This window comes from Falsiroseomonas sp. HW251 (assembly GCF_050563545.1).
Taxonomy (GTDB): Bacteria; Pseudomonadota; Alphaproteobacteria; order Acetobacterales; family Acetobacteraceae; genus Falsiroseomonas.
The window spans coordinates 60,146-86,681 of record NZ_JBNXUM010000012.1 but is presented as its reverse complement, the minus strand read 5'-3'; the positions used below and the strand labels follow the sequence as shown (position 1 = coordinate 86,681).

27 protein-coding genes are annotated in these 26,536 nt (G+C 72.5%); 9 read left to right on the top strand and 18 right to left on the bottom strand.

Annotation, left to right across the window (positions count from 1 at the left end; genetic code table 11):
- Positions 1 to 18: 18 nt before the first annotated feature.
- Positions 19 to 894, bottom strand: coding sequence for a glycosyltransferase family 9 protein (locus ACLF3M_RS16035; RefSeq protein WP_430657954.1), 876 nt, complete (start codon positions 892 to 894; stop codon positions 19 to 21).
- 75 nt (positions 895 to 969) lie between these two features.
- Here ACLF3M_RS16035 and ACLF3M_RS16030 point away from each other — a divergent pair, with 75 nt between their 5' ends.
- Positions 970 to 2,433 carry an FAD-dependent oxidoreductase gene (locus ACLF3M_RS16030; protein ID WP_430657953.1) on the top strand — a complete coding sequence of 488 codons (1,464 nt, stop codon included), beginning with the start codon at positions 970 to 972 and terminating at the stop codon, positions 2,431 to 2,433.
- 105 nt (positions 2,434 to 2,538) lie between these two features.
- Here the strand turns inward: ACLF3M_RS16030 and ACLF3M_RS16025 are convergent, their stop codons facing one another.
- The 5 genes from ACLF3M_RS16025 to ACLF3M_RS16005 all read right to left on the bottom strand — a co-directional run bounded on the left by ACLF3M_RS16025 (position 2,539) and on the right by ACLF3M_RS16005 (position 7,768).
- Entirely contained in the window at positions 2,539 to 3,501 is a 963-nt protein-coding gene (locus ACLF3M_RS16025; protein WP_430657952.1) for a Bug family tripartite tricarboxylate transporter substrate binding protein, read from the bottom strand.
- Entirely contained in the window at positions 3,498 to 4,505 is a 1,008-nt protein-coding gene (locus ACLF3M_RS16020) for a Gfo/Idh/MocA family protein (protein WP_430657951.1), read from the bottom strand. The genes ACLF3M_RS16025 and ACLF3M_RS16020 overlap by 4 nt, the downstream gene beginning before the upstream one ends.
- Before the next feature lie 441 nt (positions 4,506 to 4,946).
- A complete protein-coding gene (locus tag ACLF3M_RS16015) occupies positions 4,947 to 5,414 on the bottom strand; it encodes a DUF2269 family protein (protein ID WP_430657950.1) in 468 nt (155 codons plus the stop codon).
- Between the two features lie 18 nt (positions 5,415 to 5,432).
- Entirely contained in the window at positions 5,433 to 6,140 is a 708-nt protein-coding gene (locus ACLF3M_RS16010) for a ribonuclease activity regulator RraA (protein WP_430657949.1), read from the bottom strand.
- Positions 6,141 to 6,205: 65 nt separating this feature from the next.
- The gene (locus tag ACLF3M_RS16005; protein WP_430657948.1) at positions 6,206 to 7,768 is read right to left on the bottom strand and encodes an alpha-amylase family glycosyl hydrolase; all 1,563 of its coding nucleotides are present in this window, start codon (positions 7,766 to 7,768) and stop codon (positions 6,206 to 6,208) included.
- 58 nt (positions 7,769 to 7,826) lie between these two features.
- Between ACLF3M_RS16005 and ACLF3M_RS16000 the strand changes: the two genes are divergently transcribed.
- Positions 7,827 to 8,156, top strand: a complete 330-nt coding sequence (locus ACLF3M_RS16000; RefSeq protein WP_430657947.1) for a hypothetical protein — start codon at positions 7,827 to 7,829, stop codon at positions 8,154 to 8,156.
- Here ACLF3M_RS16000 and ACLF3M_RS15995 read toward each other — a convergent pair whose 3' ends face one another.
- Complete coding sequence (locus tag ACLF3M_RS15995; RefSeq protein ID WP_430657946.1) at positions 8,157 to 8,453, bottom strand: hypothetical protein; 297 nt, start codon at positions 8,451 to 8,453, stop codon at positions 8,157 to 8,159.
- A gap of 97 nt (positions 8,454 to 8,550) precedes the next feature.
- Here ACLF3M_RS15995 and ACLF3M_RS15990 point away from each other — a divergent pair, with 97 nt between their 5' ends.
- Positions 8,551 to 9,261 carry a gamma-glutamylcyclotransferase gene (locus ACLF3M_RS15990; protein WP_430657945.1) on the top strand — a complete coding sequence of 237 codons (711 nt, stop codon included), beginning with the start codon at positions 8,551 to 8,553 and terminating at the stop codon, positions 9,259 to 9,261.
- A gap of 12 nt (positions 9,262 to 9,273) precedes the next feature.
- On the opposite strand, the gene ACLF3M_RS15985 is transcribed toward ACLF3M_RS15990, so the two are convergent.
- From ACLF3M_RS15985 to ACLF3M_RS15975, 3 genes are read right to left on the bottom strand one after another with little or no spacing between them, the layout of a single operon-like run.
- A complete protein-coding gene (locus tag ACLF3M_RS15985; RefSeq protein ID WP_430657944.1) occupies positions 9,274 to 9,471 on the bottom strand; it encodes a cation transporter in 198 nt (65 codons plus the stop codon).
- Positions 9,468 to 9,911 carry a MerR family transcriptional regulator gene (locus ACLF3M_RS15980; RefSeq protein ID WP_430657943.1) on the bottom strand — a complete coding sequence of 148 codons (444 nt, stop codon included), beginning with the start codon at positions 9,909 to 9,911 and terminating at the stop codon, positions 9,468 to 9,470. The genes ACLF3M_RS15985 and ACLF3M_RS15980 overlap by 4 nt, the downstream gene beginning before the upstream one ends.
- Complete coding sequence (locus ACLF3M_RS15975) at positions 9,887 to 12,310, bottom strand: heavy metal translocating P-type ATPase (protein WP_430657942.1); 2,424 nt, start codon at positions 12,308 to 12,310, stop codon at positions 9,887 to 9,889. Before ACLF3M_RS15975 ends, ACLF3M_RS15980 begins: the two co-directional genes overlap by 25 nt.
- A gap of 162 nt (positions 12,311 to 12,472) precedes the next feature.
- On the opposite strand from ACLF3M_RS15975, the gene ACLF3M_RS15970 reads away from it, so the two are divergent.
- Positions 12,473 to 13,495, top strand: coding sequence for a trypsin-like peptidase domain-containing protein (locus ACLF3M_RS15970; RefSeq protein WP_430657941.1), 1,023 nt, complete (start codon positions 12,473 to 12,475; stop codon positions 13,493 to 13,495).
- A 70-nt stretch (positions 13,496 to 13,565) separates the two neighbouring features.
- On the top strand, positions 13,566 to 14,033 hold the full coding sequence (locus ACLF3M_RS15965; protein ID WP_430657940.1) for a hypothetical protein: 468 nt from the start codon (positions 13,566 to 13,568) through the stop codon (positions 14,031 to 14,033).
- A gap of 140 nt (positions 14,034 to 14,173) precedes the next feature.
- Here ACLF3M_RS15965 and ACLF3M_RS15960 read toward each other — a convergent pair whose 3' ends face one another.
- Positions 14,174 to 15,445 (bottom strand): RsmB/NOP family class I SAM-dependent RNA methyltransferase, encoded by a 1,272-nt coding sequence (locus ACLF3M_RS15960; RefSeq protein WP_430657939.1) that lies wholly within the window; start codon positions 15,443 to 15,445, stop codon positions 14,174 to 14,176.
- 52 nt (positions 15,446 to 15,497) lie between these two features.
- Between ACLF3M_RS15960 and ACLF3M_RS15955 the strand changes: the two genes are divergently transcribed.
- The 3 genes from ACLF3M_RS15955 (at position 15,498) to ACLF3M_RS15945 (ending at position 19,342) form a co-directional block, all read left to right on the top strand.
- On the top strand, positions 15,498 to 17,174 hold the full coding sequence (locus ACLF3M_RS15955) for an ArnT family glycosyltransferase (protein WP_430657938.1): 1,677 nt from the start codon (positions 15,498 to 15,500) through the stop codon (positions 17,172 to 17,174).
- A gap of 57 nt (positions 17,175 to 17,231) precedes the next feature.
- Entirely contained in the window at positions 17,232 to 17,840 is a 609-nt protein-coding gene (locus tag ACLF3M_RS15950; RefSeq protein ID WP_430657937.1) for a DedA family protein, read from the top strand.
- A 119-nt stretch (positions 17,841 to 17,959) separates the two neighbouring features.
- A complete protein-coding gene (locus ACLF3M_RS15945) occupies positions 17,960 to 19,342 on the top strand; it encodes an FAD-binding oxidoreductase (protein ID WP_430657936.1) in 1,383 nt (460 codons plus the stop codon).
- 10 nt (positions 19,343 to 19,352) lie between these two features.
- On the opposite strand, the gene ACLF3M_RS15940 is transcribed toward ACLF3M_RS15945, so the two are convergent.
- Entirely contained in the window at positions 19,353 to 19,679 is a 327-nt protein-coding gene (locus ACLF3M_RS15940; protein WP_430657935.1) for a hypothetical protein, read from the bottom strand.
- A gap of 46 nt (positions 19,680 to 19,725) precedes the next feature.
- Positions 19,726 to 20,688, bottom strand: coding sequence for a zinc metalloprotease HtpX (gene htpX / locus ACLF3M_RS15935; RefSeq protein ID WP_430657934.1), 963 nt, complete (start codon positions 20,686 to 20,688; stop codon positions 19,726 to 19,728).
- Between the two features lie 79 nt (positions 20,689 to 20,767).
- Between htpX and ACLF3M_RS15930 the strand changes: the two genes are divergently transcribed.
- On the top strand, positions 20,768 to 21,061 hold the full coding sequence (locus ACLF3M_RS15930) for a DUF1674 domain-containing protein (RefSeq protein ID WP_430657933.1): 294 nt from the start codon (positions 20,768 to 20,770) through the stop codon (positions 21,059 to 21,061).
- Positions 21,062 to 21,351: 290 nt separating this feature from the next.
- Here ACLF3M_RS15930 and ACLF3M_RS15925 read toward each other — a convergent pair whose 3' ends face one another.
- The 5 genes from ACLF3M_RS15925 to ACLF3M_RS15905 all read right to left on the bottom strand — a co-directional run bounded on the left by ACLF3M_RS15925 (position 21,352) and on the right by ACLF3M_RS15905 (position 26,511).
- Entirely contained in the window at positions 21,352 to 22,530 is a 1,179-nt protein-coding gene (locus ACLF3M_RS15925) for an MFS transporter (RefSeq protein WP_430657932.1), read from the bottom strand.
- 531 nt (positions 22,531 to 23,061) lie between these two features.
- On the bottom strand, positions 23,062 to 24,993 hold the full coding sequence (acs, locus tag ACLF3M_RS15920; RefSeq protein WP_430657931.1) for an acetate--CoA ligase: 1,932 nt from the start codon (positions 24,991 to 24,993) through the stop codon (positions 23,062 to 23,064).
- 178 nt (positions 24,994 to 25,171) lie between these two features.
- Positions 25,172 to 25,456, bottom strand: coding sequence for a hypothetical protein (locus tag ACLF3M_RS15915; protein ID WP_430657930.1), 285 nt, complete (start codon positions 25,454 to 25,456; stop codon positions 25,172 to 25,174).
- A gap of 146 nt (positions 25,457 to 25,602) precedes the next feature.
- Positions 25,603 to 26,061, bottom strand: coding sequence for an RES family NAD+ phosphorylase (locus ACLF3M_RS15910; RefSeq protein ID WP_430657929.1), 459 nt, complete (start codon positions 26,059 to 26,061; stop codon positions 25,603 to 25,605).
- A 3-nt stretch (positions 26,062 to 26,064) separates the two neighbouring features.
- Entirely contained in the window at positions 26,065 to 26,511 is a 447-nt protein-coding gene (locus ACLF3M_RS15905) for an antitoxin Xre/MbcA/ParS toxin-binding domain-containing protein (protein ID WP_430657928.1), read from the bottom strand.
- Positions 26,512 to 26,536 lie beyond the last annotated feature (25 nt).

The following is a 26,536-nucleotide window of genomic DNA, read 5'->3' as shown; positions in this document are numbered from 1 at the left end:
TTGGGAGGGGGCAACCCGCTACCCCGGCCAGGCGTCCCGCAGCAGCCCCACCAGCCCGTCCCGCCAGCCCGGCTTGGTCCAGGCCGCCAGCGCCGCCGCGACGTCGTGCTCATCCCGGGCGAATTCCTGCGCCGGCAGCCCGCTCTCCAGCCGCACCGCCCGGCAGAACGGATAGTCCCGCACGCGCAGTACCGGGTCATGCGTGGGGAAGAAGGCGAGGCACGGCCGCTCCATCGCATCGGCCAGGTGGACCATGCCGGTGTCGGTGGACACCACCCAGGCCGCGCCGGCGACGATCCCGCAGAGCTCCTCCAGCGTCGCGACCTGCGGCACCGGCACCACGAAGCGCGCGAGATGCGCCGGCACCGCGCCCTGCGTCGCGACGGGGCCGAAGGCCAGCAACTCCTCCAGCAGGGCGGCGTGGAAGGCGTCCGGCATGGCGCGCATCGGATTGGCCGCGCGCGGGCAGACCAGGATGCGGCCGTCGAGCCCGTCGCTCGGCACCGGCCGCACGCGCCGCAGCATCCAGCCGTTGCGCCGATCCTCGGCCGGCACCGAGGCCGCGTCGCCACCGAGCGCGCGCAGGAAGTAGTCGAACATCGGAAGGCGCAGGAAATCCGGGTCGAAGGCGAAGTCGCGGATATCAACGACGTCGAATCCTTCGGCGGCCGCGAAGGGAACCGACGGCGTCGCGTGCGACCAGGGCAGGTCGCGGACCGCGACGCCGAAGGCGCGGTGCACGGCCTGCACCATCGGCGGCAGGCCGGGCAGGCGGAACAGCACGGGATCCGGCACGAGGCCGCGCGTCATCGCGACGTCCAGGGCCTGCAAGCCGATGATCCCGTCGCCGATCTGCCGGCCGAAGCCGTTCAGGATCGCCGTTCGGTTGCCCATCCCGGCAGCTTAGTCGCGCGAGGCGCAACCAGGAAGCGTGATGGCCTCCACGCCGTGTCGCTTTATGCTGGTGCCATGGGAACGCCGACCGGACCGGCCGAGGGCGGCCGCCTGTTCTTCACCTCCGAGGTCTTCGGCCGCGGCGCGTCCCGCCGGCGCGAGGCCACGGGCCTGACGGTGCCGGAGCCCGCGCGCGACGTGCCGGTCCATGCGGTGGCCGACGTGCTGGTGGTCGGCGGCGGGCCCGCGGGCTGGGCGGCCGCGGTCGCCGCGGCGCGGCGCGGCGCGCGCAGCATCCTGCTGGAACGCCACAACCACCTCGGCGGGCTCAGCACCGGCGGCCTGGTCTGCTGGATCGACCGGATGACGGGCTGGGACGGATCGCTGCTGATCCGCGGCCTGGCCGAGGAGCTGCTGGATCGCATCCCGCGCGACGCCTATGCCGGCCCGCCGCGCGAGGCCTGGGGGACGCGCGACGCCGCCACCGCCGCCTGGTGGGCGCTGCGCACCGCCGCCTTCCACGGCATCGTCACGCATTCCCCGACGGTGGGCCCGGAGGAGCTGAAGGCCGCGAGCCTGGAGATGGCGCTGGAAGCCGGCGTGGACCTGGTCTTCCACGCCTGGGGTGCCGCGCCCGTGCTGCGCGATGGTGCCGTCGCCGGCGCGATCTTCGAAAGCAAGCAGGGCCGCCGCGCGGTGCTTGCCAAGGTGACGGTGGACGCGACCGGCGACGGCGACCTGTTTGCGCGCGCCGGCGCCGCCTTCGCCGAGGACGTGGACACCAGCGACATCCATCACTGCATGAACACGAGCTGGGTGTTCGGCGGCGTGGATATGCCGCGCTACCTCGACTGGCGCGCGACCAGGCCCGCGGAATTCGGCGAGTTCATGCGCCGCGGCAAGGAGGCGCATGGCTTCTTCGACAAGGCCTTCGCGTCCTGGCGCGACGACGTCGCGCTGTTCATGGGCCCGCGGCTCGCCGGCTATTCCGCGGTGATGGTGGACGACCTGTCGGAGGTGGAGACGATCTCCCACCGCCTGATGATGCGCCACCTCGAGCGCTACCGCGCGGAAGCGCCGGGCTTCGAGCGCGCCTTCCCGATGCTGTCGGCGCCGCAGCTCGGCGTGCGGCATGCGAGGCGGCTGGCCGGCGTGTTGCCGGTGACGCGGGAATGCTGGGACGGGCGCATCGCGCCGGACGAGATCGGGGTGTCGCCGAGCCTGGCGCCGAAATTCGCTCCGGTCTCGGTGCCTTATGGAGCGATCGTGCCGGCGGCGCTGGATGGGTTGCTGGCGCCGGGCCGGCACTTGGCCTGCGATCCCAACAGCCACTCCTTCCTGCGCGAGATCCCGCAATGCTGGCTGACCGGCCAGGCGGCGGGCGTCGCGGCGGCGATCGCGGGTGATCGCGGGGTGAAGGCGCGGGATGTGGATGTGGGGGAATTGCAGTCGGCGCTGCGCGGGCAGGGCGCCCTCATCCGCGATGCGCAATTCCCTCTCCCGCAAGCGGGAGAGGGTGGCCGCGCAGCGGCCGGGTGAGGGTGCGACGCCGGGCGCAACAGTAGGCGCTGATCTCCGCACCCCCACTTCGGCCCTCCCCCGCTTGCGGGGGAGGGAGAAGCGCTGCGGGAGAGGCGGGCTCCCCTACCGCCCGTTCACCCGCCGACCGATCTCCTGCGCGATGCGCGCCTGCTCCGCCACGAAGCGCGCGAACTGATCGGGCGGCATCGCCACCCCCTCCAGCCCCAGCGTGTCGAACTGCGCCTTCACCTCCGCATCCTCGACCGCGCTCGCCACCGCCGCGTGAATGCGCTCCACCATCGCGCGCGGCGCGCCGGCCGGCAGCCAGAGCCCGAACCAATTCACGACGTCGAAGCCCGGCAGCCCCTGTTCCTGCATCGTCGGCACCTCCGGCATGCCCTTCCAGCGCCGCGCGCCGGTGATCGCCAGCGCGCGCACCGCGCCGGTCTGCACATGCTGCAAGGCAATCTGCGTGCCGACGAAGAAGAGGTCCACGCGGCCCGCGAGCAGGTCCGTCATCCCCTCCGCGACCCCGCGATAGGGTACGGACAGGATGTCGGTGTCGGTCATGGACTTCATCAGCTCGGCCGGGATGTGGCTCGCCGTGCCGTTGCCCGCGTTGACGTAGGTCAGCTTGCCGGGCTGGCGCTTCGCCAGCGCCACCAGCTCCTGCACGGTCCGCGCCGGCACGGACGGATGCACGATCAGCGCCTGCCCGAAATTCTGCGCGGCGAGCGTCACATGCGTGAAGTCGCGCACCGCGTCATAGGGCACGTTGTCCACGAAGGGCACGAGGTTCACGTGGCTCGCCGTGGTGAAGAGCCAGGTGTAGCCGTCGGCGGGCTGGCGGGAGACGTATTGCGTGCCGATCACGCCGGCCGCGCCGCCGCGGTTCTCCGTCACCACGGGCTGGCCGAGTGCCGATTGCAGCTTCGGCCCGATGGCGCGCAGGATCAGGTCCGGCGGTCCGCCAGCCGTGGAGGGCACCACCGCCCGGATCGGCCGGTTCGGCCAGTCGCCGGTCTGCGCGAAGGCCGGCGTCGCGAGCGCGGTCCCGACCAGCGCGCGCCGCGTGATCCGCCTCATCGCACCTCCTCCCGCGCGCCGCTATCGATGGAGCGCAAGATCGCCTCCAGCACCGCGACGTTGTGCACGGCATCGCCGCCGGGCAGCGCCAGCGACCGGCGCTCCATCGCCGCCGCGGCGAAGTGGTCGAGCTCCTCGCGTTCCGTGCTGGTGGGCTCGAAGCGGATCACCTCCGGCCGCTGCTTCCTACCGATGTCGTTGCGGTCGATCAGGCAGAGCCGCAGCTCCCAGGTCGGAAGGTGCTCGACATCGCCGACCTCGGCCCAGCCGTTCGATCCGAAGATCTGCATGCGCCAGGTCTCGGCGGTGGCGATGAAGGTGCCGAGATAGCCGGTCGCGCCGCCCCTGAAGCGGAACAGCATCGACGTCGTGTCGTCCATGCCGAAATCCTGCACCAGACGATAGGATTGCGCGGTCACGCTCTCGATCGGGCCGGCCAGCGACAGCATGGCGTCCACGACATGCACGCCGCGCCCGGTCATGCCGCCGGCGGGGCCCTCGTTCCGGTCCTGCCGCCAATGTTCCCTGGGGAAGCGATAGGCCGAGGGGCCGCAGAAATTGCCCTCGATATGCAGCACGCGCCCCAGCGTGCCGTCGGCGATGAGCTTCTGGATATGACGCAGCGCCGGCTGGAAGCGCCAGTTGTAGCCGACAGCGAGCGTGACACCGGCCTCGGCACAGGCCTTCGCCGCGCGCTCCGCCTCGGCCGCGCTGACGCCGAGCGGCTTCTCCGTGAACACATGCTTCCCCGCCGCGGCAGCCGCGACGATCTGGCCGGTGTGCTGGGTGTGCGGCGTGGCCAGGACCACCGCGTCGATGTCGGGGTCGGCCAGCGCGGCCTCGTAGCTCTCGATCAGGCGCAGGCCGCGCTGCCCGATGAAGTCGCGCGCCTTATCCGGCGAGCGGGTGGCGCCGGCGGTGAAGCGGAGGTGCTTCGCACCCTCGGCGCAGCGCACGAGGTGCTGGCCCCAGCTGCCCATGCCGATGATGGCGGCGCGGATCATGTGGTGCGGCTCCTCTCATACCATCGGGGGCCGGATGGTGCGTCCGGCCGGTCGCGATGGCCAGGGCGCCGGGACGACACAACCTGCGCTGCGCGACGATTGCAGCGCAACGGCCGCCGCCGTTTGCTGCGTCGCGAAGAAATCGCTGCTACCGGGACGGTTGATGTGACTTTGTCGTCACACCGACGCAGACGGGCAACGGGTGTCACAACCTTCACGTGTGGGTCACGGCGGGGTGAGGGAGCCAGGTTCACATTGTATTCCGTCAAGGCGATGCCTCGACGTTTTCTCCCGGCGGTTCCGCACACGGTGTGCGGACCACACTTTGCCCCGGTGCCCATGTGGCACCGGGGTTTTCTTTTTTGGACGGACCGGGGGTTTGTCCGGAAGGCGCCGGGGTTTGAGGGCTAAAACGTTAAAAGCCTAAAACGGTAAAGTTCCTTACCAGCCCTTCCGCAGCATGATCCAGGTCGCCGCCACCAGCGGCACCGTCGCGATCGAGCCCCAGACGATCCAGAGCCGCCCGAGCCGCCGGTATGCCGCTGGCACCTCGCGTCCTTCCGCGAAGCTCCGCGCCATCCGCGCCTGGCGGATCTGGATCGGCACCAGCAGGAACAGCCAGATCGCGCCGGCGATCGCGAACATGATCTCGGCCCAGACCAGCCAGTCCTCGCGCAGCGGATCCATCCCCGCCACCCAGGCCGCGCCGTAGCCGCCGACGATCAGCAGCAGGATGCCCCAGAACGTGAAGAACCAGTCAGTGACGGTCACCAGGCGCTGGGCGAAGGCGATGATCCGCGGGTCGCCCGTGCGGTCGGCATAGAGCTTCCAGATCGAGGTGACCGTGACGTTGCCGAGGAGCAGCACCACGCCGAGCACATGCAGCAGACGGAAGACGTCGTAGGTCATGGGCCCGATGTGCGTGAGCTACACGCGCCCCGCCGCCTTATCCGCGTCGTAGCGCGCCTTGGTCTCGGCGTTCGCGGGATAGAGGCCGGGCAGGGCCAGGCCCTTGCCCACTTCCTTCATGATCCAGCCTTCCAGCCGCTCCTGCTCGACCGCCGCCTCGGTCACCGCGTCGACCATCGCGGCGGGGATCACCACCGCGCCGTCGCCGTCGGCGACCACGATGTCGCCGGGCACGACGGTGACGCCGCCGCAGCCGATCGTCTCCTGCCAGCCCACGAAATTCAGCGCCGCGACCGAGGCCGGCGCGACATAGCCCTGGCAGAACACCGGCAGCCCGGTGCCGATCACGCCTTGCCCGTCCCGCACCATCCCGTCCGTCACCAGCCCCGCGACGCCCTTCACCTTCATCCGGGCGCAGAGGATGTCCCCGAAGATCCCCGCGGTCGTCAGCCCCATCGCGTCGGCGATGGCCACACAGCCTTCGGGCATGTCCTCGATCGCCGCGCGGGTCGAGCGCGGGGAGGACCAGGAATCGACCGTCGCGAGGTCCTCGCGCGTCGGGGTGAAGCGCAGCGTGAAAGCGGGCCCGACGATGCGCGTGAAGTTCCCCGGCACGATCGGCCGCGCGCCGTTCACGTAGCAGAAGCGCACGCCCTTCTTCAGCAGGACGGTCGTCAGCGTCGCCGTGGTGACGCCCATCAGGGCGTCCTTGATGGCCGGGGTCATGCGCGTGGCTCCTTGGAACGTCCGCGCTTGAAACGCCGCCGGCGTCCAAGGTCAACCCAGAGACGTCATCCCGCCTGGCCCATCGCCGCGCTCCAGGCCGCCAGGCTCTCCCCGATGCCGGGCACCGGCGCGCCGGGGATCGCGGGCGCGGCGAGCGTCGCGGGGATGGGCGCCGCCTCGCCCGAGAGGTTGAACACGCAGCGCAGCCGTGCGGCCTCCGTCACGCGGTCGAAGCCGACCAGCGGGGCCGCGAGCTCGAGAGGCTCCAGCGCCCCGCGCCGCAGCGCGGGGTTGGCGCGGCGCAGCGCCAGCATGGCGCGGGTGAAGCGCAGCGGGCTGGCCACGTCCGCCTCCTGCCGGTCCACCGCCAGGCCGCGATGCGGATCGGGCACCGGCAGCCAGGGCGTGCCGGTGGTGAAGCCCCCATGCGGCGCGTCGTGCCGCCAGGGGATCGGCGTGCGCGACCCGTCGCGGCCGGCGCGGTCGCGGATCGCGTGCGAGGGGATGTCAACCTGCGTCAGGCCAAGCTCCTCGCCCTGGTAGAGGCTGACCGACCCGCGCAGCGTCAGCAGCAGCGCGAGCAGCATGCGCGTCGTGCGCGGATCGGGCCCGCCCTCGGGCGCCCAGCGCGAGGCCGTTCGGACGACGTCGTGGTTGGAGAAGGACCAGCAGGGCCAGCCCTCGGGATGCGCCGCCGCCTCGATCAGCCCGCGGGCGGCTGCGACGCCGAATCCGACGCGCAGCGGCGCCAGCGTATAGGCCATGTGCAGCCGACCCGGCCCGGTGGCTCGCGCGATGCGCTGGAACGCGCCGGGCTGGGAGGAGAACTCGCCGAGCAGCGCGCGGTTGGGAAACGCATCCGCCTCGGCGCGCAGCCGCGCCAGCACGGCATCGGTCGCCTCGCCCATCATGTCATGGAGGTGCTGCTGCATGCCGAAGAGCTTGGCCGGCGTCTCGCGCAGGCCGGCCGCGGGATTGGACCGCAGCAGAGGATCGTGCGCCACGAAGTCCAGCGCATCCACCCGGAAGCCGTCGGCGCCGCGCGCCAGCCAGAAGCGCATGACCTCGGCCATCGCGTCCATCGTCGCGGGGTCGGCCAGGTTCAGCGCGGGCTGCTGCGGCAGGAAGTGATGCAGCGCGAATTGCCGGCGCGCCGGCTCCCACCGCCAGGCCGGGCCGCCAAAGACGCTGAGCCAGTTGTTCGGCGGCGACCCGTCGGCCTTCGGGTCCGCCCAGACATAGCGCCCGGCGAGCGGGCCCTCCCGCCCGGCCCGCGATTCCAGGAACCAGGGATGCGCCTCGCTGGTGTGCCCGACGATGAGGTCGAGCAGCACGCGCAGCCCGCGCCCGTGGCAGGCGGCGATCAGCGCATCGAGGTCCTGCAGCGTCCCGTATTCCGCCGCGACCGCCATGTGGTCCGCGACGTCGTAGCCGAGGTCGGCGCCGGGCGAGGCATAGACCGGGCACAGCCACACCGCATCCACGCCGAGCGAGGCGACATGGTCCAGCCCTTCCAGGATTCCCCGGAGGTCACCGATCCCGTCGCCGTTCGAATCGCGGAAGGAGCGGGGATAGAGCTGGTAGATCACCGCGCCCTGCCACCAGGGCGCCGCCTTGTCCTGTCCCATGCGCGCCAAACCCCGGCGGTGCCGACGCGTTCCCCTCGCTTCAGCGAAGGAAAGCGCGATGGACGACAAGGACAGGCCAGGCGAGGCCCGCGGCGCCGAGGATGCGCTGCGCCCCGAGCGCCCGGGGGGCGAGCGCAAGACCGGCGGCGAGATCGACCAGCGCCCCGATCCCGCCACCGCCATCCCCCGCCAGACCAACCCCGGCGGCGCCGATGCGTCGGAGGCGTCGCGCGGCACCGACGACCGCGCCGCCGGCACGATCGACAACCCCATCAGCGCCGGCGACGGCGAGGGCAGCAACGACTACCAGGCTGGCGACCTCAGCGAGCTGTCGGCCCAGCGCGGCGGCCCGATCGACATCAGCCGCGACCGGCCGAAGCGGCGGTGACTACTCGGCCGGGGCGCGCTGCGCCTCCGTCCCGGCCGGCTTTCCCTGGGGCGCCTTCCGCACCAGCCAGCGCCAGACGCCGAACAGGTTGAGCGCCAGCAGCACCAGGTTGGTCAGCCCGATCTGCGTCTCCTGCTCGAGCTGCGCGGCCGCGAGCCAACAGGCCGATCCTGCGCCGAGCGCGCCGAAGCCCCAGCCCGTGAGGCGCCTGCCGAGATCGGCCGCGGTCATCCCCGCGCCGACCAGCGTGAAGGCCGTCGCGGCCCATTTGAAGATGTCGGGCCACAGGAAATGCATTGCCAAGCTCCGGGGGAGCCGCGCCAACGCGAGGCACGGCCCCGCGTTTCCCGCATTGGACAGAGGCGGCGGCCCGCGGCACTCTCGTTCGCCTGCGATGAAGAAGATCCTGCTCTCGCCCGAGCTCGTGGCCCGGGCGCACCGCGACGTGCCCGACACCGGCCTGCCCGACGGCGTCACCTGCCGGACCGACGCCGAGCTCGAGGAGGAGGTGCGCCGCATCCTCGCGGGACGCAGGCCGGGCGAGCCCTTCTGGCTCTTTGCCTATGGCTCGCTGCTGTGGAAGCCGGTCGGCCCGCATGAGGAGGAGCGGATCGCGGTCGCGCGTGGCTGGCACCGCAGCTTCCGCCTGAAGCTGTCGTCCTGGCGCGGCACGCCCGACCATCCCGGCCTGATGATGGTGCTCGACCGCGGCGGCCAGTGCCGTGGCGTCGCGCAGCGCCTGCCGGAGGCGACGCTCTGGGATGACCTGCTCGCCCTGGTCAGGCGCGAGATGCCGGTGCGCCACCAATGCGGTGGCTCCGCCAACCAGGCGCGCTGGATCGGCCTGACCGGGGATGGCGCGCCGACGCGCGCGCTGGCCTTCGTCGCGGATCGCGGCAACACGATCTATGCCGGCCGCGTGCCGCTGGAGCGCACGGTGGAGATGATCGCCACGGCCTGCGGCCATGCCGGGTCCTGCGCGGAATACCTGCAGCGCACGGTCGAGCAGCTTGCCGCGCGCGGCATCCACGATCGCAACCTCTGGCGCCTGCAGGCGCTGGTCGCCGAAAGGCTGAAGGCGCTGCCCGAGACTCGACCGGGTTAGGTCGCCAGCAAATCAGGCCGCGACCTTGTAGCCCTCCTCAGCGACCACCTCCGCGACGACCGCCGCCGGCAGCGACGTCTCCGCGCGCACGGTGCCGCGCTCGAGCGACACCTCCACCTTCGCCGCCGGATCCCTCGCCTGGATCGCCGAGGTCACGGCCTTCACGCAATGCCCGCAGGTCATGCCGGCGACCTTGAGCTCGACAGTCATGCGTCCTTGCCTTCCAGCTCGGCCAGGATCGGGCATTCCGGCCGGTCGTCGCCGCTGCAATGGCTGGCGAGGTGCCGCAGGCTCTCGGCCATCGCGGCGAGCGCGGCGGACTTCGCCTCCAGCGCCTCGACATGCGCGAGCGCCATCTTCTTCACGTCGCCCGAAGCCCGCGACCGGTCGCGCCAGAGGCCGAGCAGCTTGCGCACGTCCTCGAGCGGGAAGGCCAGGTCGCGGGCGTGGCGGATGAAGCGCAGCACCGCGACGTCCTGCGGCCCATAGGTGCGGTAGCCGTTGGACCGCCGCTCCGCCTCGATCAGGCCAATCGATTCGTAGTGCCGGATCATCTTGGCGGAGACGCCGGACCGTGCGGCGGCCTCGCCGATGTTCATCCCGCGCTGGGCGTTGCCGCGCGGCGTCACGGGACCGCAGCAGGCTTCCATCGGGCCAGCAGCAGCGCGTTCGCCACCACGCAGACCGACGACATCGCCATCGCCGCCCCCGCCAGCGGCGGCGACAGGAAGCCGAGTGCCGCCAGAGGCAGACCCAGCAGGTTGTACGCGAAGGCCCATGTCAGATTTCCCTTCACCTTTGCATAGGTCCTGCGGGTGATGTCGAGCGCCGCAGGAACCAGACCCGGATCGCCGCGCATCAGCGTGATGCCGGACGCCGCGATCGCCACATCCGTGCCCGTGCCCATGGCGATGCCGAGATCGGCCGCCGCGAGCGCGGGCGCGTCGTTCACGCCGTCGCCCACCATGGCGACAACGGCCCCTTCTCTCCGCCAGGCCTGGACCTGGGCGGCCTTGCCCTCGGGCAGCACCTCGGCCGCGACGCGATCGATGCCGAGCCGCGCGGCCGCCGCCTTCGCCGCGGCCTCGATGTCGCCGGACAGCAGGGCGACGCCGACGCCCATGCGGCGCAGTTCCGCCACCGCTGCCGCGGCGCGCGGCCGCGGCGCGTCCTCGAAGGCCAGCAGCGCCAGCGCCTCGCGGCTCCCGGTGTCCACCAGCCAGGCCAGGCTACGGCCCTGCGCGGCCTCGGCTGCCGCCGCGGCGGCGAGCGTACCGGGCTCCGCGCCGGCCTCAGCCAGCAGCCGCGGGCTGCCGAGCGCGAGGCGGCGGTCGCCGACCGTCCCCTCCACGCCGCGCCCCGGCAGGGCACGGAAGGAGGACGCCGCCTGCGGCGTCGCGCCGAAGGCCGCCAGCACCGCCTTGGCCAGCGGATGCTCGCTGCCGGCCTGCAGCGACGCCGCGAGCGCCAGCGCATCCGGCTCCGTCACGCCGGCAGCGGTATGCAGCGCGGCGAGCCTCGGCCTGCCCTCGGTCAGCGTGCCGGTCTTGTCGAAGGCGACGAGGTCGATGGAATGCGCGCGCTCGATCGCCTCGGCGTCGCGCAGCAGGATACCCGCCCGCGCTGCCGCGCCGGTGCCGGCCATGATGGCGGCCGGCGTCGCGAGACCCAGCGCGCAGGGGCAGGCGATCACCAGCACGGCGACGGCGTGCAGGAGCGCCGTGTCGAAGCCCGCGCCGGCGATCATCCAGCCCAGCAAGGTCAGCAGTGACAGGCCGATGACGACGGGGACGAAGACCGCGCTGACGCGGTCCACCAGCTTCTGCACCGGCGCGCGCGATGCCTGCGCCGCCGCGACCAGCGCCGCGACGCGGGCGAGTGCCGTTTCCGACCCGACCGCGGTAGCGCGGATCACCAGGCGCCCGTCCAGCGCCACGGTGCCGGTCGAGACCTTCGATCCCGGCTGCTTCTCGACCGCGCGGGACTCGCCGGTCAGCGCACTCTCGTCCACGCCGGCCTCGCCGGTCTCGACGACACCGTCCACGGGAATGCGCTCGCCCGGGCGGACCGCGACGCGGTCGCCGGCGAGCAGCGCGGCCGCCGGCACCTCGCGTTCCGTGCCGTCGTCGTCCAGGCGATGCGCGTTGCGCGGCCGCAGCGCGAGCAGGGCACGGATCGCCGCCCCCGTGCCGCGCTTGGCGCGGGCCTCGAGCCACTTGCCCAGCAGGACGAAGAACAGGACGACGGAGCTCGCCTCGAAGTAATGGCCGTGATCGGAGGCGTGCTCCGTGCCGTGGCTCCAGAGCAGGACGAGCGAGAGCAGGAAGGCCGCGCCGGTGCCGAGCGAGACCAGCAGGTCCATGTTGCCCGTACCGTCGCGCAGCGCACCCCAGGCGGCGCGCCAGAAGCGCGGGCCGAACCAGGCGAGCATCGCGCCGGACAGCGCGGCCTGCACCCAGCCATTCGGCATCCAGTTCTGGCCGAAGGCCATGCCGAGCATGCCGGCCAGGAAGGGCGCGGTCAGCATGGCGGCGCCGGCGAGTTCCAGCCCCTGCCGCGCGATCCGGCGCCGGGCCGCCGCTTCCTCGGCGTCCATGTCGTCGCCCGTCGCCGCGAGGCGGTAGCCCGCCTTGGCCAGCGCGGCGCCGAGCGCGGCGTCCTCGACGCCCGCCAGCAGGCGCAGCGTCGCGCGTTCCGCGGCCAGGTTCACGCTGACGGAGATCACGCCCGGCACCCTGGCCAGCGCGCGTTCGACGCGCCCGGTGCAGGAGGCGCAAGTCATGCCGTCGATGCCGATGCTGCGCTCGGTCTCCGGCACGCCGTAGCCGGCGGCGCGAATCGCGGCGGCGAGCTCGACGGGGCCGGCCGTGCCCGCGACGTCGGCCCGCTCGGCCGCCAGGTTCACCTGGGCCTCGGCGACGCCCGGCACCTTGCGCAGCGCGCGCTCCACCCGGCCCGCGCAGGAGGCGCAGGTCATGCCCTCCACGGGGAGGGAGAGGTGCGACAGGGGGAGCGGCGCCTCTGGCATCGCGGTGGCGTTCGGTTCCATGCACCGGCAGATGGGGTTTCCCACAATGGGATGGTCAAGGCCCCTTCCGCCGGCTTGCGGGCAAGCCTGCGGGACTGGCAAGGCCCGCGCCTTGATCTGGCGCAGGTTTTGGGCGCCCGCGCGCGGGTTGACGGGCCCGCGCGGCCTCGCGACATGGTGAGCATGCGCCGCGTCCTGCTCGCCCTCGTTCTCGCCCTGATCCTTGCCCGGCCGGGCACGTCCCAGGCGCCGCCGGGCGAACCCGTGCGGATCGTCAACCGCACGGGGACGGAGGCGACGGCGCTGCACGCGGTGCGCAGCGGCCGGCCGGACTGGGGCGGCAACCTGCTGAACCGGGGGCCTCTGCCTTCCGGCCAGTCCTTCGCGTTGCGCCCGAACGCCGAGGCCGGCTGCCGCTTCGACATCCGGCTCGTGCTGGCGGACGGGCGGGAGGCGGTGCTGCGCGACCGCGACATCTGCGCGGACCAGCGGGTGGAACTCGCCACCGCCGCTGCGCCGGCGCCCGCGGCCGCCGCACCGCCGGCGACGCCACCGGTGGCGCAGGCCCGGCCGAACCCGAACGCCCGCCGCGTCGCCTCCGGCACCGGCTTCGTGGTGGCGCCCGACCGCGTGATGACCAACCACCATGTCGTGGATGGCTGCGACCGCATCCTGGCGCGGACGCCGGACGGGCGCTGGCTGGCGGCGACGCCCCCGGCGCAGGTGGACCGCGCGCTGGATCTGGCCGTGCTCACCATCCCCGGCAATCCGGGGCCGGTGCTGGCGTTCCGCGCCGGCCCGGCCATCCGCCGGGGCGAGGACGTGATCGTCTACGGCTTCCCTCTCGCCGGGCTGCTCTCCTCGGACCCCAAGCTGACCCGCGGCGTCATCAACGCGCTCGCCGGCGTCGGCAACGATCCCAACAACTTCCAGATCAGCGCGGAGGTCCAGCCCGGCAATTCCGGCGGGCCGATGCTGGACCTGCAGGGGCATGTGGTCGGCGTTGTCGTCTCAAAGCTCGACAACCGCCGCGTCCAGAACGTGGACAACGTGAACTTCGCGGTGAAGGGCGAGACGGCGCAGGGCTTCCTGCGCCGCGCCGGCGTGCCCTTCCGGACCGGGGAGAGCCGCGGGGCGGACCGTTCGGCGGCCGATATCGGGGACATCGCCAACCGCTCGACGGTGATGCTCCGCTGCGAGAAGTAGCCTTCGGTCTGGCTGGCTTGCCCGGCAGCGGCGCCGGGTTCAGTCTCCGCCGCGCCCGGAGGGTTCCCGCTTGCGTCGTCTGATCCTGTCGTTCCTGCTCCTTGCCCCGCTGTTCCACCCCTTGGCCGCCACCGCCCAGACCCAGGCCCAGCTCTGCCAGGGCCTGCGCCGCCTGGTGGAGGCCGCGCCGACCAGCTTCCAGCGCCTGTCCGGCCCGCCGCAGCAGATCCCGGGCTCCGTCGAGGAGTTCCGCGCCAATGCCCGCTTCGGCTCGCTGCAGATCCCGGCCTATACCGCCGTGATGCAGCGCGGCCCGTCCCGCCTGCCGCCGAGCCCGGCCTCGGAGCGGTTCAGCCAGTTGCAGAACGAGGTTGGGACCTGCTTGGCCAGTGCGCAGGTCGGTCCGATGCAGACGGTGTCGGGCGGCGTGCGCCAGGTCTGGACCCTGCCGCGGGCGCTGGTGATGCTGCAGCGCCTGGACGGCACCGGCGGCGAGACGAGGTCGGAGGTCCAGCTCTCGGTCGGACCGCGGCAGTAGCGTCGTTCTGGTGGTGTAGCGCACGCCCCCACCCCAGCCCTCCCCCGCAATCGGGAGAGGGAGCGGTGGCGCCGAATCTCCCTCTCCGGCGGAGCGGGGGAGGATGGCCGCGCAGCGGCCGGGTGAGGGTTTGCGCTGCCTCAGGCCTTCAAGAACCGCGCCGCGAAGAAGCCGTCCAACCCGCCGCGGTCACCCCACAGATCCGGCCGCGTCCGCAGCGTGCCCTGTGGCGTCAGCGCCGCCTCCAGCCCCGGCAACTCCTCCGCCCGGATCGGATCGGGCGCGAGGCCGAGCCCGGCGGCGCGGGCCAGATGCGCCTCGCCTTCCTCGGGCTGCAGCGAGCAGGTCGCGAGCACCAGCCGCCCGCCGGGTTTCAGCAGCGTCGCGGCATGGGCCAGCAGCCGCGCCTGCGTCTCCGCCATCGGCGCCACGTCGGCGGCGCGCTTGAGATGCGGGATGTCGGGATGCCGGCGGATGATCCCCGTCGCGGTGCAGGGGGCGTCGAGCAGGATGGCGTCGAAGGCCTCGCCCGGCGACCAGGTCGCGGCATCGGCCTCGATGCAATCGGCCTCGAGCTTCAGGCGGGCCAGGTTCTCCTTCAGCCGGGTGAGCCGCTTCGGGTCGCGCTCCACCGCCACGACGCGGGCGCCGGCGACGGCGAGCTGCGCGGTCTTGCCGCCGGGCGCGGCGCAGAGATCGGCGACCCGCTCGCCGGGCCGGGCGGCGAGCAGCCGTGCCGGCAGGGCGGCGGCGGCGTCCTGCACCCAGAAGGCGCCCTCGGCGAAGCCCGGAAGGTCGGCGACGCGCGTGCCGGCGGGCAGGCGGGCCGTGCCGGTCGGCAGCATCGTCGCGCCTTCTGGAGCCGCCGCGCCTGGGGCGAGCGTCAGGTCGAGCGGCGGGGTCTCGCGGTGCGCGCGGGCGATGGCGCGGACCGCCGGCCCATAGGCGCCGTGCCAGGCGCTCCAGAGCCAGGGCGGGGTGTCCAGCCGCTCGGCATCCAGGCCCTCCAGCGCGGCGGGGCCTTCGGTCGCGACCTTGCGGAGCACCGCGTTCACCAGCCCCGCGAAGGCCTTGGGCACGACCGAGACGGTGGCAGCGACGGCGGCATGGGCGGGGGTGCCGAGCAGCAGCAGCTCGGCCGCGCCGGCGCGCAGAGCGGCGCGGACCTCGGTCGGCGGCTCGCGGCGCAGGAAGGGCTCCAGCACCGCGTCGAGGCTGCCGGCGCGGCGCAGCACGGCGGCGGCAATGCGGTGCGCGGCCGAGCGGTCGCGCGGAGCGAGGCGCGCGGGCAGCGCATCCAGCGCTTCCTCGAGCGGTCGGCGGCGGACCATCACGGCATCGAGCAGCGCGAGCGTCGCCTTGCGGACGGGGTAGCCGGCTGTGCCGCCGGGGTGTCTGCGCTGGTCTGACATGGGAGGGAGGCTTTATGGCCCCCGGTCCCGACCCGTGCTAGGGGCGCCCCCCATGCAGCGCGCCGCGGAATTCCTGGACCGGCTGCCGGAGACGCGGCGCGCGCCCCTCTGGCTCACGCTGCTCTGCGCGCTGCTCTGGCTGCCCGGCTTCTTCACCATTCCCCCCGGCGACCGCGACGAGAGCCGCTTCGCCCAGGCCTCCCGCCAGATGGTCGAGACCGGCGACTACGTCCGCATCCGGCTCGGCGAGGTCGAGCGCAACAAGAAGCCCGCCGGCATCCACTGGGCGCAGGCGGCGGCGGTCCATGTGCTGGAACGCGCGGGGATCGAGACGCGGCATGCGATCTGGCCCTACCGCATCCCCTCGCTGCTCGGCGCGCTGGCGGCGGTGCTGGCGACCTACCATTTCGGTCGGTCGCTGGTCGGGCGACGCGCGGCCTTCCTCGGCGCCGCAATGCTCGGCGCCTGCCTGGTGCTGGTGCTCGAGACGCATATCGCCAAGACCGACGCGGCGCTGCTGGGGACGGTCGCGGTGGCGATGGGCCTCTTCGCGCGGGCCTACATCAACCCGCAAGGCTTCACCCAGGGCCAGGCCGTCGCCTTCTGGCTGGTGCTCGGCTTATCGGTCCTGCTGAAGGGGCCGATCGGCCTGATGGTGCCGCTGCTGGCCGGCGTGACGCTGGCGGTCGCCGACAAGGCCTGGGCCAACCGCGCGGGCTGGCTGCGCGCGCTGCACCCGGGCTGGGGCGTGCCGCTGATGGTGCTCGCCGCCGCGCCGTGGTTCATCGCGGTGACCATCGCGACGGAAGGCCGGTTCATCACGGACGCCATCGGCGGCGACATGCTGAGCAAGGTCGGCGGCGCCGACGAGAACCACTGGGGCCCGCCCGGCTACTACGCCGCGATCTTCGGCATCATTGCCTTCCCCGGCGCCTTCCTGGTGCTGCGCGCCATCCCCGGCGCCTGGGGGGACCGGCTGCAGCCGCCGACGCGCTTCCTGCTGGCCTGGGCGGTGCCGACCTGGCTGATGTTCGAGGCCTTCACGACCAAGCTGCCGCACTACACGCTGCCGGCCTTCCCGGCGCTGATGCTGCTCGGCGCGTCCTGGGCGATGGACCCGCTGCGCTCGCCCCCGCCGCGCTGGCTGCACTGGCTGTCGGTCGTCGCGCTCGGCGCGGTCGCGGCGGGGCTGGCGGCAGCGGCGGTGGCGCTGCCTCGCATCGCGGACAGCCGGCTGTCCGTGGCCTCGCTGCTGGTGCTGCCGGCGGCGGCGCTGATGGCGCTGCCGATCCGCGCGCTGCTGCAGGGCCAGGCGGCGCGCGCGGGGCTGCTCGCGGTGCTCTGCGCGGTGCCGCTGTATTGGGTGGTGCTGGAAGGCGTGCTGCCGCGGCTTCGCGCCCCCTGGCTCTCGCCACGCATCGCCGAACTGGTGCACCGGACGGATCCAGGCCTGCCGCACGAGCGCTTCGGCATTGTCGGCTACCACGAGCCGTCCCTGATGTTCGCGATGGGCTCCGAGATCCGCCTGCTGCGGAACGGCGCCGAGGCCGCGCGTTTCCTGGCGGACGAACCGGGCCGCCTGGTCGCCGTCGCCGACCGCGACGAGGCCGCCTTCCGCGCCGAGGCCGCCACGCGGGGCCTTGCGCTGCGGGAGCGGGGCACGGTAGCGGGCTTCAACTACTCACGCGGCCGGAGAGTCGCGATCAACCTCTACACAGCCGGGAACTAGAAGGATGCACATGCTCGTGGTGGCGCCGCGGCCGGTGACGGCCGTGCGGGCGCGCTGATGTTCGAATGGGTGACGGGCGTCATCGCCGCGGCGGGATGGCCGGGCGTGCTGGCGCTGATGTTCCTCGAGAACCTGTTCCCGCCGATCCCGTCGGAGGTGATCATGCCGCTGGCCGGCTTCGCCGCCGCGCGCGGGCAGATGAGCATGACGCTCGCGATCCTGGCGGGCATCGTCGGCACTGTGGCGGGCAACGCCATCTGGTACGAGCTGGCGCGACGCGTGGGCTCGGCCCGCCTACGCCCGCTGTTCGCGCGCTACGGGCGCTGGTTCGCGGTGGACGGGCGGGACTTCGACCGCGCCGAGGCGACGCTGAGGAAGCATGGCCCGGTCGCGCTGTTCTTCGGGCGGCTGCTGCCGGGCATCCGCACGGTGATCTCGGTTCCCGCGGGCCTGGTGCTGATCCCGCGCCGCGTCTTCTACCTCTGGACGACGCTCGGCAGCACGGTCTGGATCAGCCTGCTCGCCGGCGCGGGCTGGTGGCTCGAGGAGCATTTCCACGCGGTCGAGGGCTGGCTGAGCCCGCTCTCCTACATCGTGCTGGCGCTGATCCTCGGGACCTATGCCTGGCACATCTGGTCGACGCGGCTCCGCAGCGGCAAGGCCTGACCGGCCAACACGCAAACGCGATCCGCCATCGCGGGGAAAGCTTTGCGGTGTCGTCGAACGCGAGCGCAGAATCGGTGCCGACCCAACGTCTGCCGGAACGTTCACCAAGGGAGGACGGCATGAGCGGCGATGCGGTTGCGACACTCAGGTCACGGCTGCGCGGCACCACGGTCGCACGCGGCGATCCCGACTACGACGCCGCCCGCGCGCTCTACAACGGGATGATCGACAAGAAGCCGCGTGTCGTCGCGCAATGCGCCGATGTCGCCGACGTCATCGCCGCCGTGAACCACGCGCGGGAGAACGGTCTGACGCTCGCGATCCGCTGCGGCGGCCACAACGGGCCGGGGCTCGGCAGCGTGGACGATGGGCTGGTGATCGACCTCGGCCGCATGCGCGGCGTGCGCGTGGACCCCGAGGCGCGGACCGTGCGCGTCGAGGCCGGCTGCACCCAGGGCGACGTGGACCACGCGACGCATCCCTTCGGCCTCGCGGTGCCGGCGGGCATCATCTCCACCACGGGGATCGCGGGCCTGACGCTGAGCGGCGGGCATGGCTATCTCACGCGCAAATACGGGCTGACCATCGACAACCTGCTCGAGGCCGATGTGGTGCTGGCGGACGGGCGCTTCGTCGTGGCGAACGCGACGCAGAACCCCGACCTGTTCTGGGCGCTGCGCGGCGGCGGCGGGAATTTCGGCGCGGTGACCAGCTTCCTCTTCCGCGCGCATCCCGTCAGCCAGGTCTTCGCCGGGCCGGTCGCCTACGACCAGGCGCAGGCCGGCGAGATCATGCGGACCTATCGCGACGCCCTGCCGCGCATGCCGGAGGAGCTCTGCATTTTCCTCGGGCTCAAGAAGCTCGTCTCCTCCGCGCCCTTCCCGGAGCCGGTCTGGGGCAAGCGGATTTGCCTGCTGATGTGCTGCTATGTCGGAGCGGAGGAGGAGGGGCGCCGCGCCATGGCGCCGCTGCTCGACACGCTGCCCGCGCCGCTCTTCGACTGGCGCGGCACCATGCCCTATCCCGCGCTGCAGTCGATGTTCGACCCGCTCTATCCCAAGGGGATGCAGTGGTACTGGCGCGGCGACTTCGTGAAGGAGCTGACGGATGCGGCGATCACCGCGCATCTCGAGCAGGCCGCGCGCACGCCGAGCGAGTTCTCGCTGATGCACCTCTATCCCATCGATGGCGCAGTGCATCGCGTCGCCCCGGACGCCACGGCCTGGCGGACGCGCGACGCGACCTGGTCCATGGTGATCGCGGGCATCGATCCGAACCCGCAGAACGCCGGCGCGATCACGCGCTGGGCCAAGGCCTATTGGGACGCGGTGCATCCCTTCGACATGGGCGGCGCCTATCCCAACTTCATGATGGACGACGAGGGCGACGCGCGCATCCGCGCCACCTTCGGCGAGAACTACTCACGGCTGCAGGCCGTGAAGAGGCGCTACGACCCGGCCAACCTCTTCCATGTGAACCACAACATCCGGCCCGCGGCGTAGCACGCCGGGATCAGCGGCGCCGCGCCTGGACGGGGATCCGGGCCGGCGCCGGACCGCCCGGCGCGCGGTTGCCGCCGGGCGGGCCGGGCGCCGGCTGCTCGCCCATCAGCATGATGGCGATGCCGATCTGCACGCCGGCGAAGGTCGAGCCTGTCAGGCCCCAGAGCAGCGCGAGCGGCCACCAATGCCCCGCGCCGGTCAGCAGCAGCGTCCCCGCGCCGTTGGGGTCGGTGACCAGCAGCCCGCCCACGAAGAGACCCGCGGCCGCAAAGCCGAGGGCGCCGTGCGAGAACAGGAACCGCACCGCGATGGGCAGCCGACGCCAGGCGTGGGGCATGGACCGTTCCTCTCTCGGCCGCCGGCGACGACGCCTGCGGCCACGCTCACCCCCAGGGATTGCGTCGCGCCCCTTGGCTCCAGGGTCCCGGGGCTTGCTGCGGTGGAACGCCCCAACCCGCCTGCGGGATGCGAGTTCCCGGATCCGGGGGGCCGCCCATCCGCGAAGCCAGCTCCTCCAGCGCCGCGACGCGGTTGGCCGTCGCGGGGTGGGTCGAGAAGAGCCCGTCCATCCGGAGGCCGGAGAGCGGATTGATGATGAAGAGCGGGGCGCTGGCCGGGTTGGCCTCGGCCGCCTCGTTCACGCGGCCCTGCTTGTAGCCCTCGAGCCGCAGGAGGGCGGAAGCCAGGCCGTTCGGGTCGCCGGTGATCTCCGCGCCGATCCGGTCGGCCTCGTATTCGCGGGACCGGCTGATCGCCATCTGCACGATCATCGCGGCGATGGGCGCGAGCACGACCAGCAGGATGGTCCCGATCGGGCCGAAGGCGTTCCCGCGCCCGTCGTGGTCGCGGCCGCGGAACATGAAGCCGAACTGCGCGAGCATGCCGATGGCGCCGGCCAGCGTCGCGGTGAGCGTCATGATCAGCGTGTCGCGGTTGCGGATATGGGCGAGCTCATGCGCGACGACGCCGGCGACCTCGCGCTCGCTCATCATGTCGAGCAGGCCGGTGTTCACCGCGACGGCCGCGTTCTGCGGGTTGCGGCCAGTGGCGAAGGCGTTGGGCTGGTCCTCGTGGATCACGTAGAGCGCGGGCATCGGCAGGCCCGCGCGCGCCGCGAGCTCGCCGACTATCTGGAAGAGACGCGGCGCGTCCTGCGGCCCGATGGGCTGCGCGTTGTGCATCCCGAGCACGACGCGGTCGCTGTTCCACCAGGCCCAGAGGTTCATGCCGCAGGCCAGGACGAAGGCGATCGCCATGCCCTGGCGGCCACCGATGACATAGCCCACGCCGACGAAGAGAGCCGTCATTGCGGCGAGCAGCAGCGCGGTGCGGAAATAGCCGGCCATGATCTCCCGACACCTCCGAATGCCCGCCTTGCGCGTTGATAGCGCGACCAGACCGCGGGAGAGCGACTACATGTGGGGCATGAGCGACCGAGACAACCGGGGCGAGGCGCCCCGCAAGGCCCAACTCCCCGTGCCGCCGGACGAACCGACCGGGCCCGCCCCGGGGCGCCCGGTGCCGCCGCCGACGCCCGGGCCCACCCAGCCCCCGCCGGATATCGAGCCACCGCTGCCCGGCGAGCACATCCCCCCCGCCGGCGACCCGCCGGCCGAGGAGCCCGTGCGGATGACGCCGAAGGAGGTCGGCGGGCCTGCCGGGCCGGAGCCGACGCGCTACGGCGACTGGGAGAGGAAGGGCCGCGTCAGCGACTTCTGATCGGCCAATCCCGATTCGCGACCGGAACGCGCTTGTGACGGGAAAGCGCAACGACCCCAACCACTTGTGCCCCGCCGAGTCGCGAATCGGGCGGCGATTCTGGAACGCGCTTGTGGCCGAAAATCGGAATCACCCCAAGGTCTTGTGGCGGAAGAACGAATCACGGGGGTCAGCGATTCGTTCGCGCGACTCGGGCCAGTAGCTTGATTCCAGACACTTCACGACAAAGCCCGACGAAGCGGATTCACGGCCCGTTCCAGTTCGGGGCGAATCGCGAACCGTGCGCTGTCCTAACGAAGCGCGGCTTTCGGGCCCCTCGGCGCCAGCCAGACCGCCAGCACCACCATCCCCGCCGCGCAGGCCAGCAGCGCCGCCTGCGGCCCCAGCACGGCGCGCATCGCCCCCATCACCACCGGCCCCAGCGACTGGCCGAGGAAGAAGTGGAAGGCATGCAGCGCCACCGCCGTGCCGCGAGCGGCCGGCGCCACCTCCGTCACCCGTGTCTGGATGGAGGAATGGACCATGTAAAAGCCGAGCCCGAAGACCAGGCAGGCCGCGATCGCGAACCAGGCGAAGGGCGCGAAGGCCAGGCTGACCAGGCCAAAGGCGCAGGCGGCGCCGCCCAGCATGATCATCCGCACCTGCCCGAAGCGGCGCAGCATCCAGGGCGCGAGTGCGGCAAACACGAAACCGCCGAACGCATAGAAGGTGACCGCCAGCCCGGCCTCCGCGACGCCGCCCGAGGCGCCGGCCAGCCCGCGTTCCACGAAGAGCGGCGCGAGGAAGGGGAAGATGCCGAAGAGCAGCGCGCCCTCCACGAAGACGGAGAAGAACAGCACGCGCGCCGCCGGCAGGCGGAAGATCACGCCATAGCGGCGCAGCGCCTCGCCAAGGTCGAAGCGGCGCGGCGGATGCGCCGGCGCCTGGCCACGGAGCGCGACCAGCCCGCCGAGCGCGGCTAGCGCGCAGAGCGCCTGCACCCCGCGCCAGCCGATGATGGGCTCGAGCGCCGCCGACAGCGCGCCGCCGATCACCGATCCCGTCAAGCCCGCGACCAGAAGCCGCGACAGCGCGACCTGGCGGCGGTCCATCGGCACGCCGTCCCCGACCGCGGCGATCGCCAGCGGGAAGACGCCGCCCGCCGCCCCGCCCGCGATCACCCGCAACACGGCGAGCGAGGCGAGGTCTGGCGCGAAGGCCGAGGCCAGCAGCGCCAGCGTCAAGACCACCAGGCAGATGCGGATAACCCGCTGCTTGCCGGCGGCGTCCCCGATCGGCCCTAGCACGGGTTGCACCAGCGCATAGGGCAGCGCGAAGGCAGTGGAGAGCAGCGCCACCCGCTCGGCCGTCGCGCCGAACTCCCCGCCGATGACGCCGACGAGCGGATCGAGCGCGCGGCCGGCGAGCGAGGACGCCCCCGCGCCCAGTCCGAGCACGAGGATCAGCCGGGTCGTGGGATCAAGGGCCATGCCCCGATGTGACGGCACCCCGGGCATCGCGCAACGCGGCACGGGCGCAGGGCAGAACCCGGGCGGGGTCGTGCCTGGCGCCGCGCCGGCGCGTTCGGGCCGGCACCGTTAACCAGGGGTTCATCCGCGGGTGCCACCCTGAGACACCCGCAACAGGCAGCCCGCAACCCCCAGAGGAGACGACAATGCTGGCCTACCGTTCCGCCCTGATGTTCGTGGCGAGCCTCACCCTGGGCTGGACTGCGGGCCTTGTGCTCTTCGGCTAGCCTCGGCCCCACTGTGCTCACGCGGCGAGGCGAGCCCTGACGGCCCGCCTTTGCGAAAGTCCCAGCGCGCCGAAGCCGCGGGCCCTTCCGGCCTGCGAACGCGGCACCCTCCTCCAGGAACCTTCGACGCCGGCGGAGATGGCGGGGAAGATCGTCGCGCTGCATCGCGACGATGCACTGGCTGCGGCGCTGGCGGCAGACGGCCCGGTATCGGCCTGACCGAGAGGCCAGCCGCCGCCCGCATCGGCAGGCGGCGGCGCCTGGGTCAGCCGACCTTGTTCTCGATGAGGTCCTGCACCACGGTCGGGTCCGCGAGCGTCGAGGTGTCGCCGAGCCCGTCCGTCTCGTTCGCCGCGATCTTGCGCAGGATGCGGCGCATGATCTTGCCCGAGCGGGTCTTCGGCAGGCCCGGCGCCCACTGAATCGCGTCTGGCGCGGCGATCGGGCCGATCTCCTTCCGCACCCAGGCCACGAGCTCCTTGCGCAGCGCCTCGCTCGGCTCCTCGCCCGACTTCAGGGTGACGTAGCAGTAGATGCCCTGGCCCTTGAGGTCGTGCGGCATGCCGACAACCGCGGCCTCCGCGACCTTCGGGTGCGCGACGAGCGCGGATTCGATCTCGGCTGTGCCCATGCGGTGGCCGGAGACGTTGATGACATCGTCCACGCGGCCGGTGATCCAGTAGTAGCCGTCGGCGTCGCGCCGCGCGCCGTCGCCGGTGAAGTACATGCCCTTGAAGGTCGAGAAGTAGGTCTGCGCGAAGCGGGCATGGTCGCCATAGATCGTGCGCATCATGCCGGGCCAGGCGTCGAGCAGCACGAGGTTGCCCTCCGTCGCGCCCTCCAGGATCTTGCCCTCGCCATCCACCAGCGCGGGCTTCACGCCGGGCAGCGGCAGCGTCGCCGAGCCCGGCTTCTGCGCGATGGCGCCGGGCAGCGGCGATATCAGGATCCCCCCCGTCTCGGTCTGCCACCAAGTGTCCACGATCGGGCAGCGCTCGTCGCCGACAACGCGGTAGTACCAGAGCCAGGCCTCGGGATTGATGGGCTCGCCGACGGAACCCAGGATGCGCAGCGACTTGCGCGAGGCCTTCTTCACCGGCGCCTCGCCGTCGCGCATCAGCGCGCGGATCGCGGTCGGCGCGGTGTAGAAGATGTTGACCTGGTGCTTGTCCACGACCTCCCAGAAGCGGGAGACCGTGGGGTAATTCGGCACGCCCTCGAACATCAGCGTCGTCGCGCCGTTCGCGAGCGGGCCGTAGACGATGTAGGTGTGGCCGGTCACCCAGCCCACATCGGCCGTGCACCAGTAGATCTCGCCGTCGCGGTAGTCGAAGACGTTCTGGTGCGTGAAGGACGCCCAGACCATGTAGCCGCCGGTGGTGTGCAGCACGCCCTTCGGCTTCCCCGTCGAGCCCGAGGTGTAGAGGATGAAGAGCGGATCCTCCGCGTTCATCCGCTCGGGCTCGGCGGTGTCGGGCAGCCCCGCGCATGCATCGTCCCACCAGATGTCGCGGCCCGCCTGCATCGGCACGTCGTTCCCGGTGTTCTTCGCGACGATCACATGACGGATGGAGGGGCAGGTCTTCAGCGCTTCGTCGGCATTGGTCTTGAGCGGCACGGAACGCCCGCCGCGGCGGCCCTGGTCCGCGGTGATCAGGATCGAGCACTCGCTGTCCTGGATGCGGCTGGCCAGGCTGTCCGGGGAGAAGCCGCCGAAGACGATGGAGTGGATCGCGCCAACGCGGGCGCAGGCCAGCATCGCGACCGCGGCCTCCACGATCATGGGGAGGTAGATGCAGACGCGGTCACCCTTCTTCACGCCGAGCTTGCGCAGCGCATTCGTCAGGCGGCAGACGCGCGCGTGCAGCTCCTTGTAGGTGACCTTGGCGTCGCTGTCGGGGTTGTCGCCTTCCCAGATGATCGCGACCTGGTCGCCCTTGGTCGCGAGGTGCCGGTCGAGGCAGGAGACGGAGGCGTTGAGCTCGCCATCCTCGAACCACCTGATGCTGACGTCGCCGTTGAAGTCGACGTTCTTGATCTTCGTCGGCGCCTTCATCCAGGCGATGCGGTTCATCTCGCCGCGCCAGAAGCCGTCGGGATCCTTCGAGGCCTGGTCGTACATCGCCTTGTACTTGGCGGCGTCGATGCGGGCCTTGGCCGCGATCTCGGGCTTCACGGCGATCAATGCGTCGGACATGCGCGTTCCCCAACCTTGGGTGACTGGCCCTCTCGTCGGGGCTCGACGTCACCTATCGGCCCTATGGGCCATAAGGCCTTGATATGCGTCAACCGGCCCGTGACGGGGGTCACGGGCCGGCGAGACAGGGAGGGGAGGGGAAGCCGGGCGGCCGGAAGTCAGGCCGCCCGCGGTTGGGTCAGTTGGTCGCCCGCGGCGCCTGGCTCGGCGAGGCCGGGGTGGCCGGCGTCGCCGGGGTGGCGCGGTTCGCCTGGCCCTGCACCGTGCCGGCGGGCTGCGCCGGGCGCTGCGCGGGCTGGGCCTGGGTCACGCTGCCGCCGGGGTTGGCGGGCGTCGCGGCCGCGGCAGGGCGCTGCGCCGGGGTGGCGGGCGTCGCGGGGGTGACGGACCCCTGGGCGAAGGCCGGGGCGATCGTCATGCCGACCAGCGCGGCGGCGAGGGAAAGGCGGGTGAACTGGCGCATCATGTAGCTCCTCGTTCGGGCGCCCGGGGCTTCGGGCGCAGAACGGAGGATGGGCACGGCCCGCGTCGGGCATTGGGCGTCGCCAAGGTGTTTTCGCGACGGTTGCGGCGGAACGGTGCCGTGCGTGGCGGAAGGAAGGCGCGGCTTCAGCGCCGCGGCGCCGGGATGCCGAACAGGCGCGGATCCCAGTCCAGCGTCTCCGCCCGCCCGACGCGGATGCGCGCGGCGTCGGGATGCGCGGGGTTGACGACGAAATTCGCCTCCCGCGGCACGACCGCCGAAGGCACGCGCAGCAGCGCGGTGCGGCCCGCGGCGATCCAGGCTGCGCCCGCCGCAACCGCCGACGGGCTGGCGAGCGACCGCCATCCCCCGGGCGGCGCCGCCAGCAGGTCCTCGAAGGCGACGTCGTCCGGCACCTCGGCCGTGACGACCAGCGTCGCCCCGAAGCCGCGGCGCTGCACCAGCCTTTCCAGCATCGCGAGCGCCAGCGACCCCGCGGCGTAGATCACGGCCTGGCCAGGCGCGTTCCACCGCCCGCCATGCGCCGCGGCGCCGGCGCCGTCCCAGACGGGATGCGCCGCCGTGCCGAGACGGAACAGCTGCACCGCTCAGACCGGCAGGCCGTACTCGATGTTGTGCAGCACGCGCTCGACCAGCCGCGCGCCGAGGTCTGTCGCCGCGACTTCGATCGGCGCGCGGTCGCCGAACAGCGAATGCGGCTCGGTCAGCCAGGCCTTCGCCTCCGCCGCGTCGCCGAGCGCCTGCACGGCCAGGGCTGCGACGCGGGCGAGCCGCTCCGCCCTTTCGCTGGCCGCCGGCGACAGGCGCGCGCTGCGCTTCAGCGTGGCCGGCGAGGCGACCAGCGCCTCGATCCGGCGCCGCAGTGGTGGCGCCGCGTCGGCGGGCGCGGCGCTGGCCGCCAGCGCGCGGACGACGGCGCGGGGAAAGCCGTGCTCCACGGCCTCGGACAACTCATCGAGCGAGCGCGGCTCGACGCCGAGCGCGCGGCGGCCGCCGAGCGCGCTGACGACTTTCGGGATCTCGACGGGATACATGGGACAGCCCTTGGCTCAGTTGAGC

Bases quoted from the DNA above. Each gene is read 5' to 3' on its own strand.
- ACLF3M_RS16035 (WP_430657954.1), bottom strand. From the start codon at position 894: ATGGGCAACCGAACGGCGATCCTGAACGGCTTCGGCCGGCAGATCGGC.
- ACLF3M_RS16030 (WP_430657953.1), top strand. From the start codon at position 970: ATGGGAACGCCGACCGGACCGGCCGAGGGCGGCCGCCTGTTCTTCACC.
- ACLF3M_RS16025 (WP_430657952.1), bottom strand. From the start codon at position 3,501: ATGAGGCGGATCACGCGGCGCGCGCTGGTCGGGACCGCGCTCGCGACG.
- ACLF3M_RS16020 (WP_430657951.1), bottom strand. From the start codon at position 4,505: ATGATCCGCGCCGCCATCATCGGCATGGGCAGCTGGGGCCAGCACCTC.
- ACLF3M_RS16015 (WP_430657950.1), bottom strand. From the start codon at position 5,414: ATGACCTACGACGTCTTCCGTCTGCTGCATGTGCTCGGCGTGGTGCTG.
- ACLF3M_RS16010 (WP_430657949.1), bottom strand. From the start codon at position 6,140: ATGACCCCGGCCATCAAGGACGCCCTGATGGGCGTCACCACGGCGACG.
- ACLF3M_RS16005 (WP_430657948.1), bottom strand. From the start codon at position 7,768: ATGGGACAGGACAAGGCGGCGCCCTGGTGGCAGGGCGCGGTGATCTAC.
- ACLF3M_RS16000 (WP_430657947.1), top strand. From the start codon at position 7,827: ATGGACGACAAGGACAGGCCAGGCGAGGCCCGCGGCGCCGAGGATGCG.
- ACLF3M_RS15995 (WP_430657946.1), bottom strand. From the start codon at position 8,453: ATGCATTTCCTGTGGCCCGACATCTTCAAATGGGCCGCGACGGCCTTC.
- ACLF3M_RS15990 (WP_430657945.1), top strand. From the start codon at position 8,551: ATGAAGAAGATCCTGCTCTCGCCCGAGCTCGTGGCCCGGGCGCACCGC.
- ACLF3M_RS15985 (WP_430657944.1), bottom strand. From the start codon at position 9,471: ATGACTGTCGAGCTCAAGGTCGCCGGCATGACCTGCGGGCATTGCGTG.
- ACLF3M_RS15980 (WP_430657943.1), bottom strand. From the start codon at position 9,911: ATGGAAGCCTGCTGCGGTCCCGTGACGCCGCGCGGCAACGCCCAGCGC.
- ACLF3M_RS15975 (WP_430657942.1), bottom strand. From the start codon at position 12,310: ATGGAACCGAACGCCACCGCGATGCCAGAGGCGCCGCTCCCCCTGTCG.
- ACLF3M_RS15970 (WP_430657941.1), top strand. From the start codon at position 12,473: ATGCGCCGCGTCCTGCTCGCCCTCGTTCTCGCCCTGATCCTTGCCCGG.
- ACLF3M_RS15960 (WP_430657939.1), bottom strand. From the start codon at position 15,445: ATGTCAGACCAGCGCAGACACCCCGGCGGCACAGCCGGCTACCCCGTC.
- ACLF3M_RS15955 (WP_430657938.1), top strand. From the start codon at position 15,498: ATGCAGCGCGCCGCGGAATTCCTGGACCGGCTGCCGGAGACGCGGCGC.
- ACLF3M_RS15950 (WP_430657937.1), top strand. From the start codon at position 17,232: ATGTTCGAATGGGTGACGGGCGTCATCGCCGCGGCGGGATGGCCGGGC.
- ACLF3M_RS15945 (WP_430657936.1), top strand. From the start codon at position 17,960: ATGAGCGGCGATGCGGTTGCGACACTCAGGTCACGGCTGCGCGGCACC.
- ACLF3M_RS15940 (WP_430657935.1), bottom strand. From the start codon at position 19,679: ATGCCCCACGCCTGGCGTCGGCTGCCCATCGCGGTGCGGTTCCTGTTC.
- htpX (WP_430657934.1), bottom strand. From the start codon at position 20,688: ATGGCCGGCTATTTCCGCACCGCGCTGCTGCTCGCCGCAATGACGGCT.
- ACLF3M_RS15930 (WP_430657933.1), top strand. From the start codon at position 20,768: ATGAGCGACCGAGACAACCGGGGCGAGGCGCCCCGCAAGGCCCAACTC.
- ACLF3M_RS15925 (WP_430657932.1), bottom strand. From the start codon at position 22,530: ATGGCCCTTGATCCCACGACCCGGCTGATCCTCGTGCTCGGACTGGGC.
- acs (WP_430657931.1), bottom strand. From the start codon at position 24,993: ATGTCCGACGCATTGATCGCCGTGAAGCCCGAGATCGCGGCCAAGGCC.
- ACLF3M_RS15915 (WP_430657930.1), bottom strand. From the start codon at position 25,456: ATGCGCCAGTTCACCCGCCTTTCCCTCGCCGCCGCGCTGGTCGGCATG.
- ACLF3M_RS15905 (WP_430657928.1), bottom strand. From the start codon at position 26,511: ATGTATCCCGTCGAGATCCCGAAAGTCGTCAGCGCGCTCGGCGGCCGC.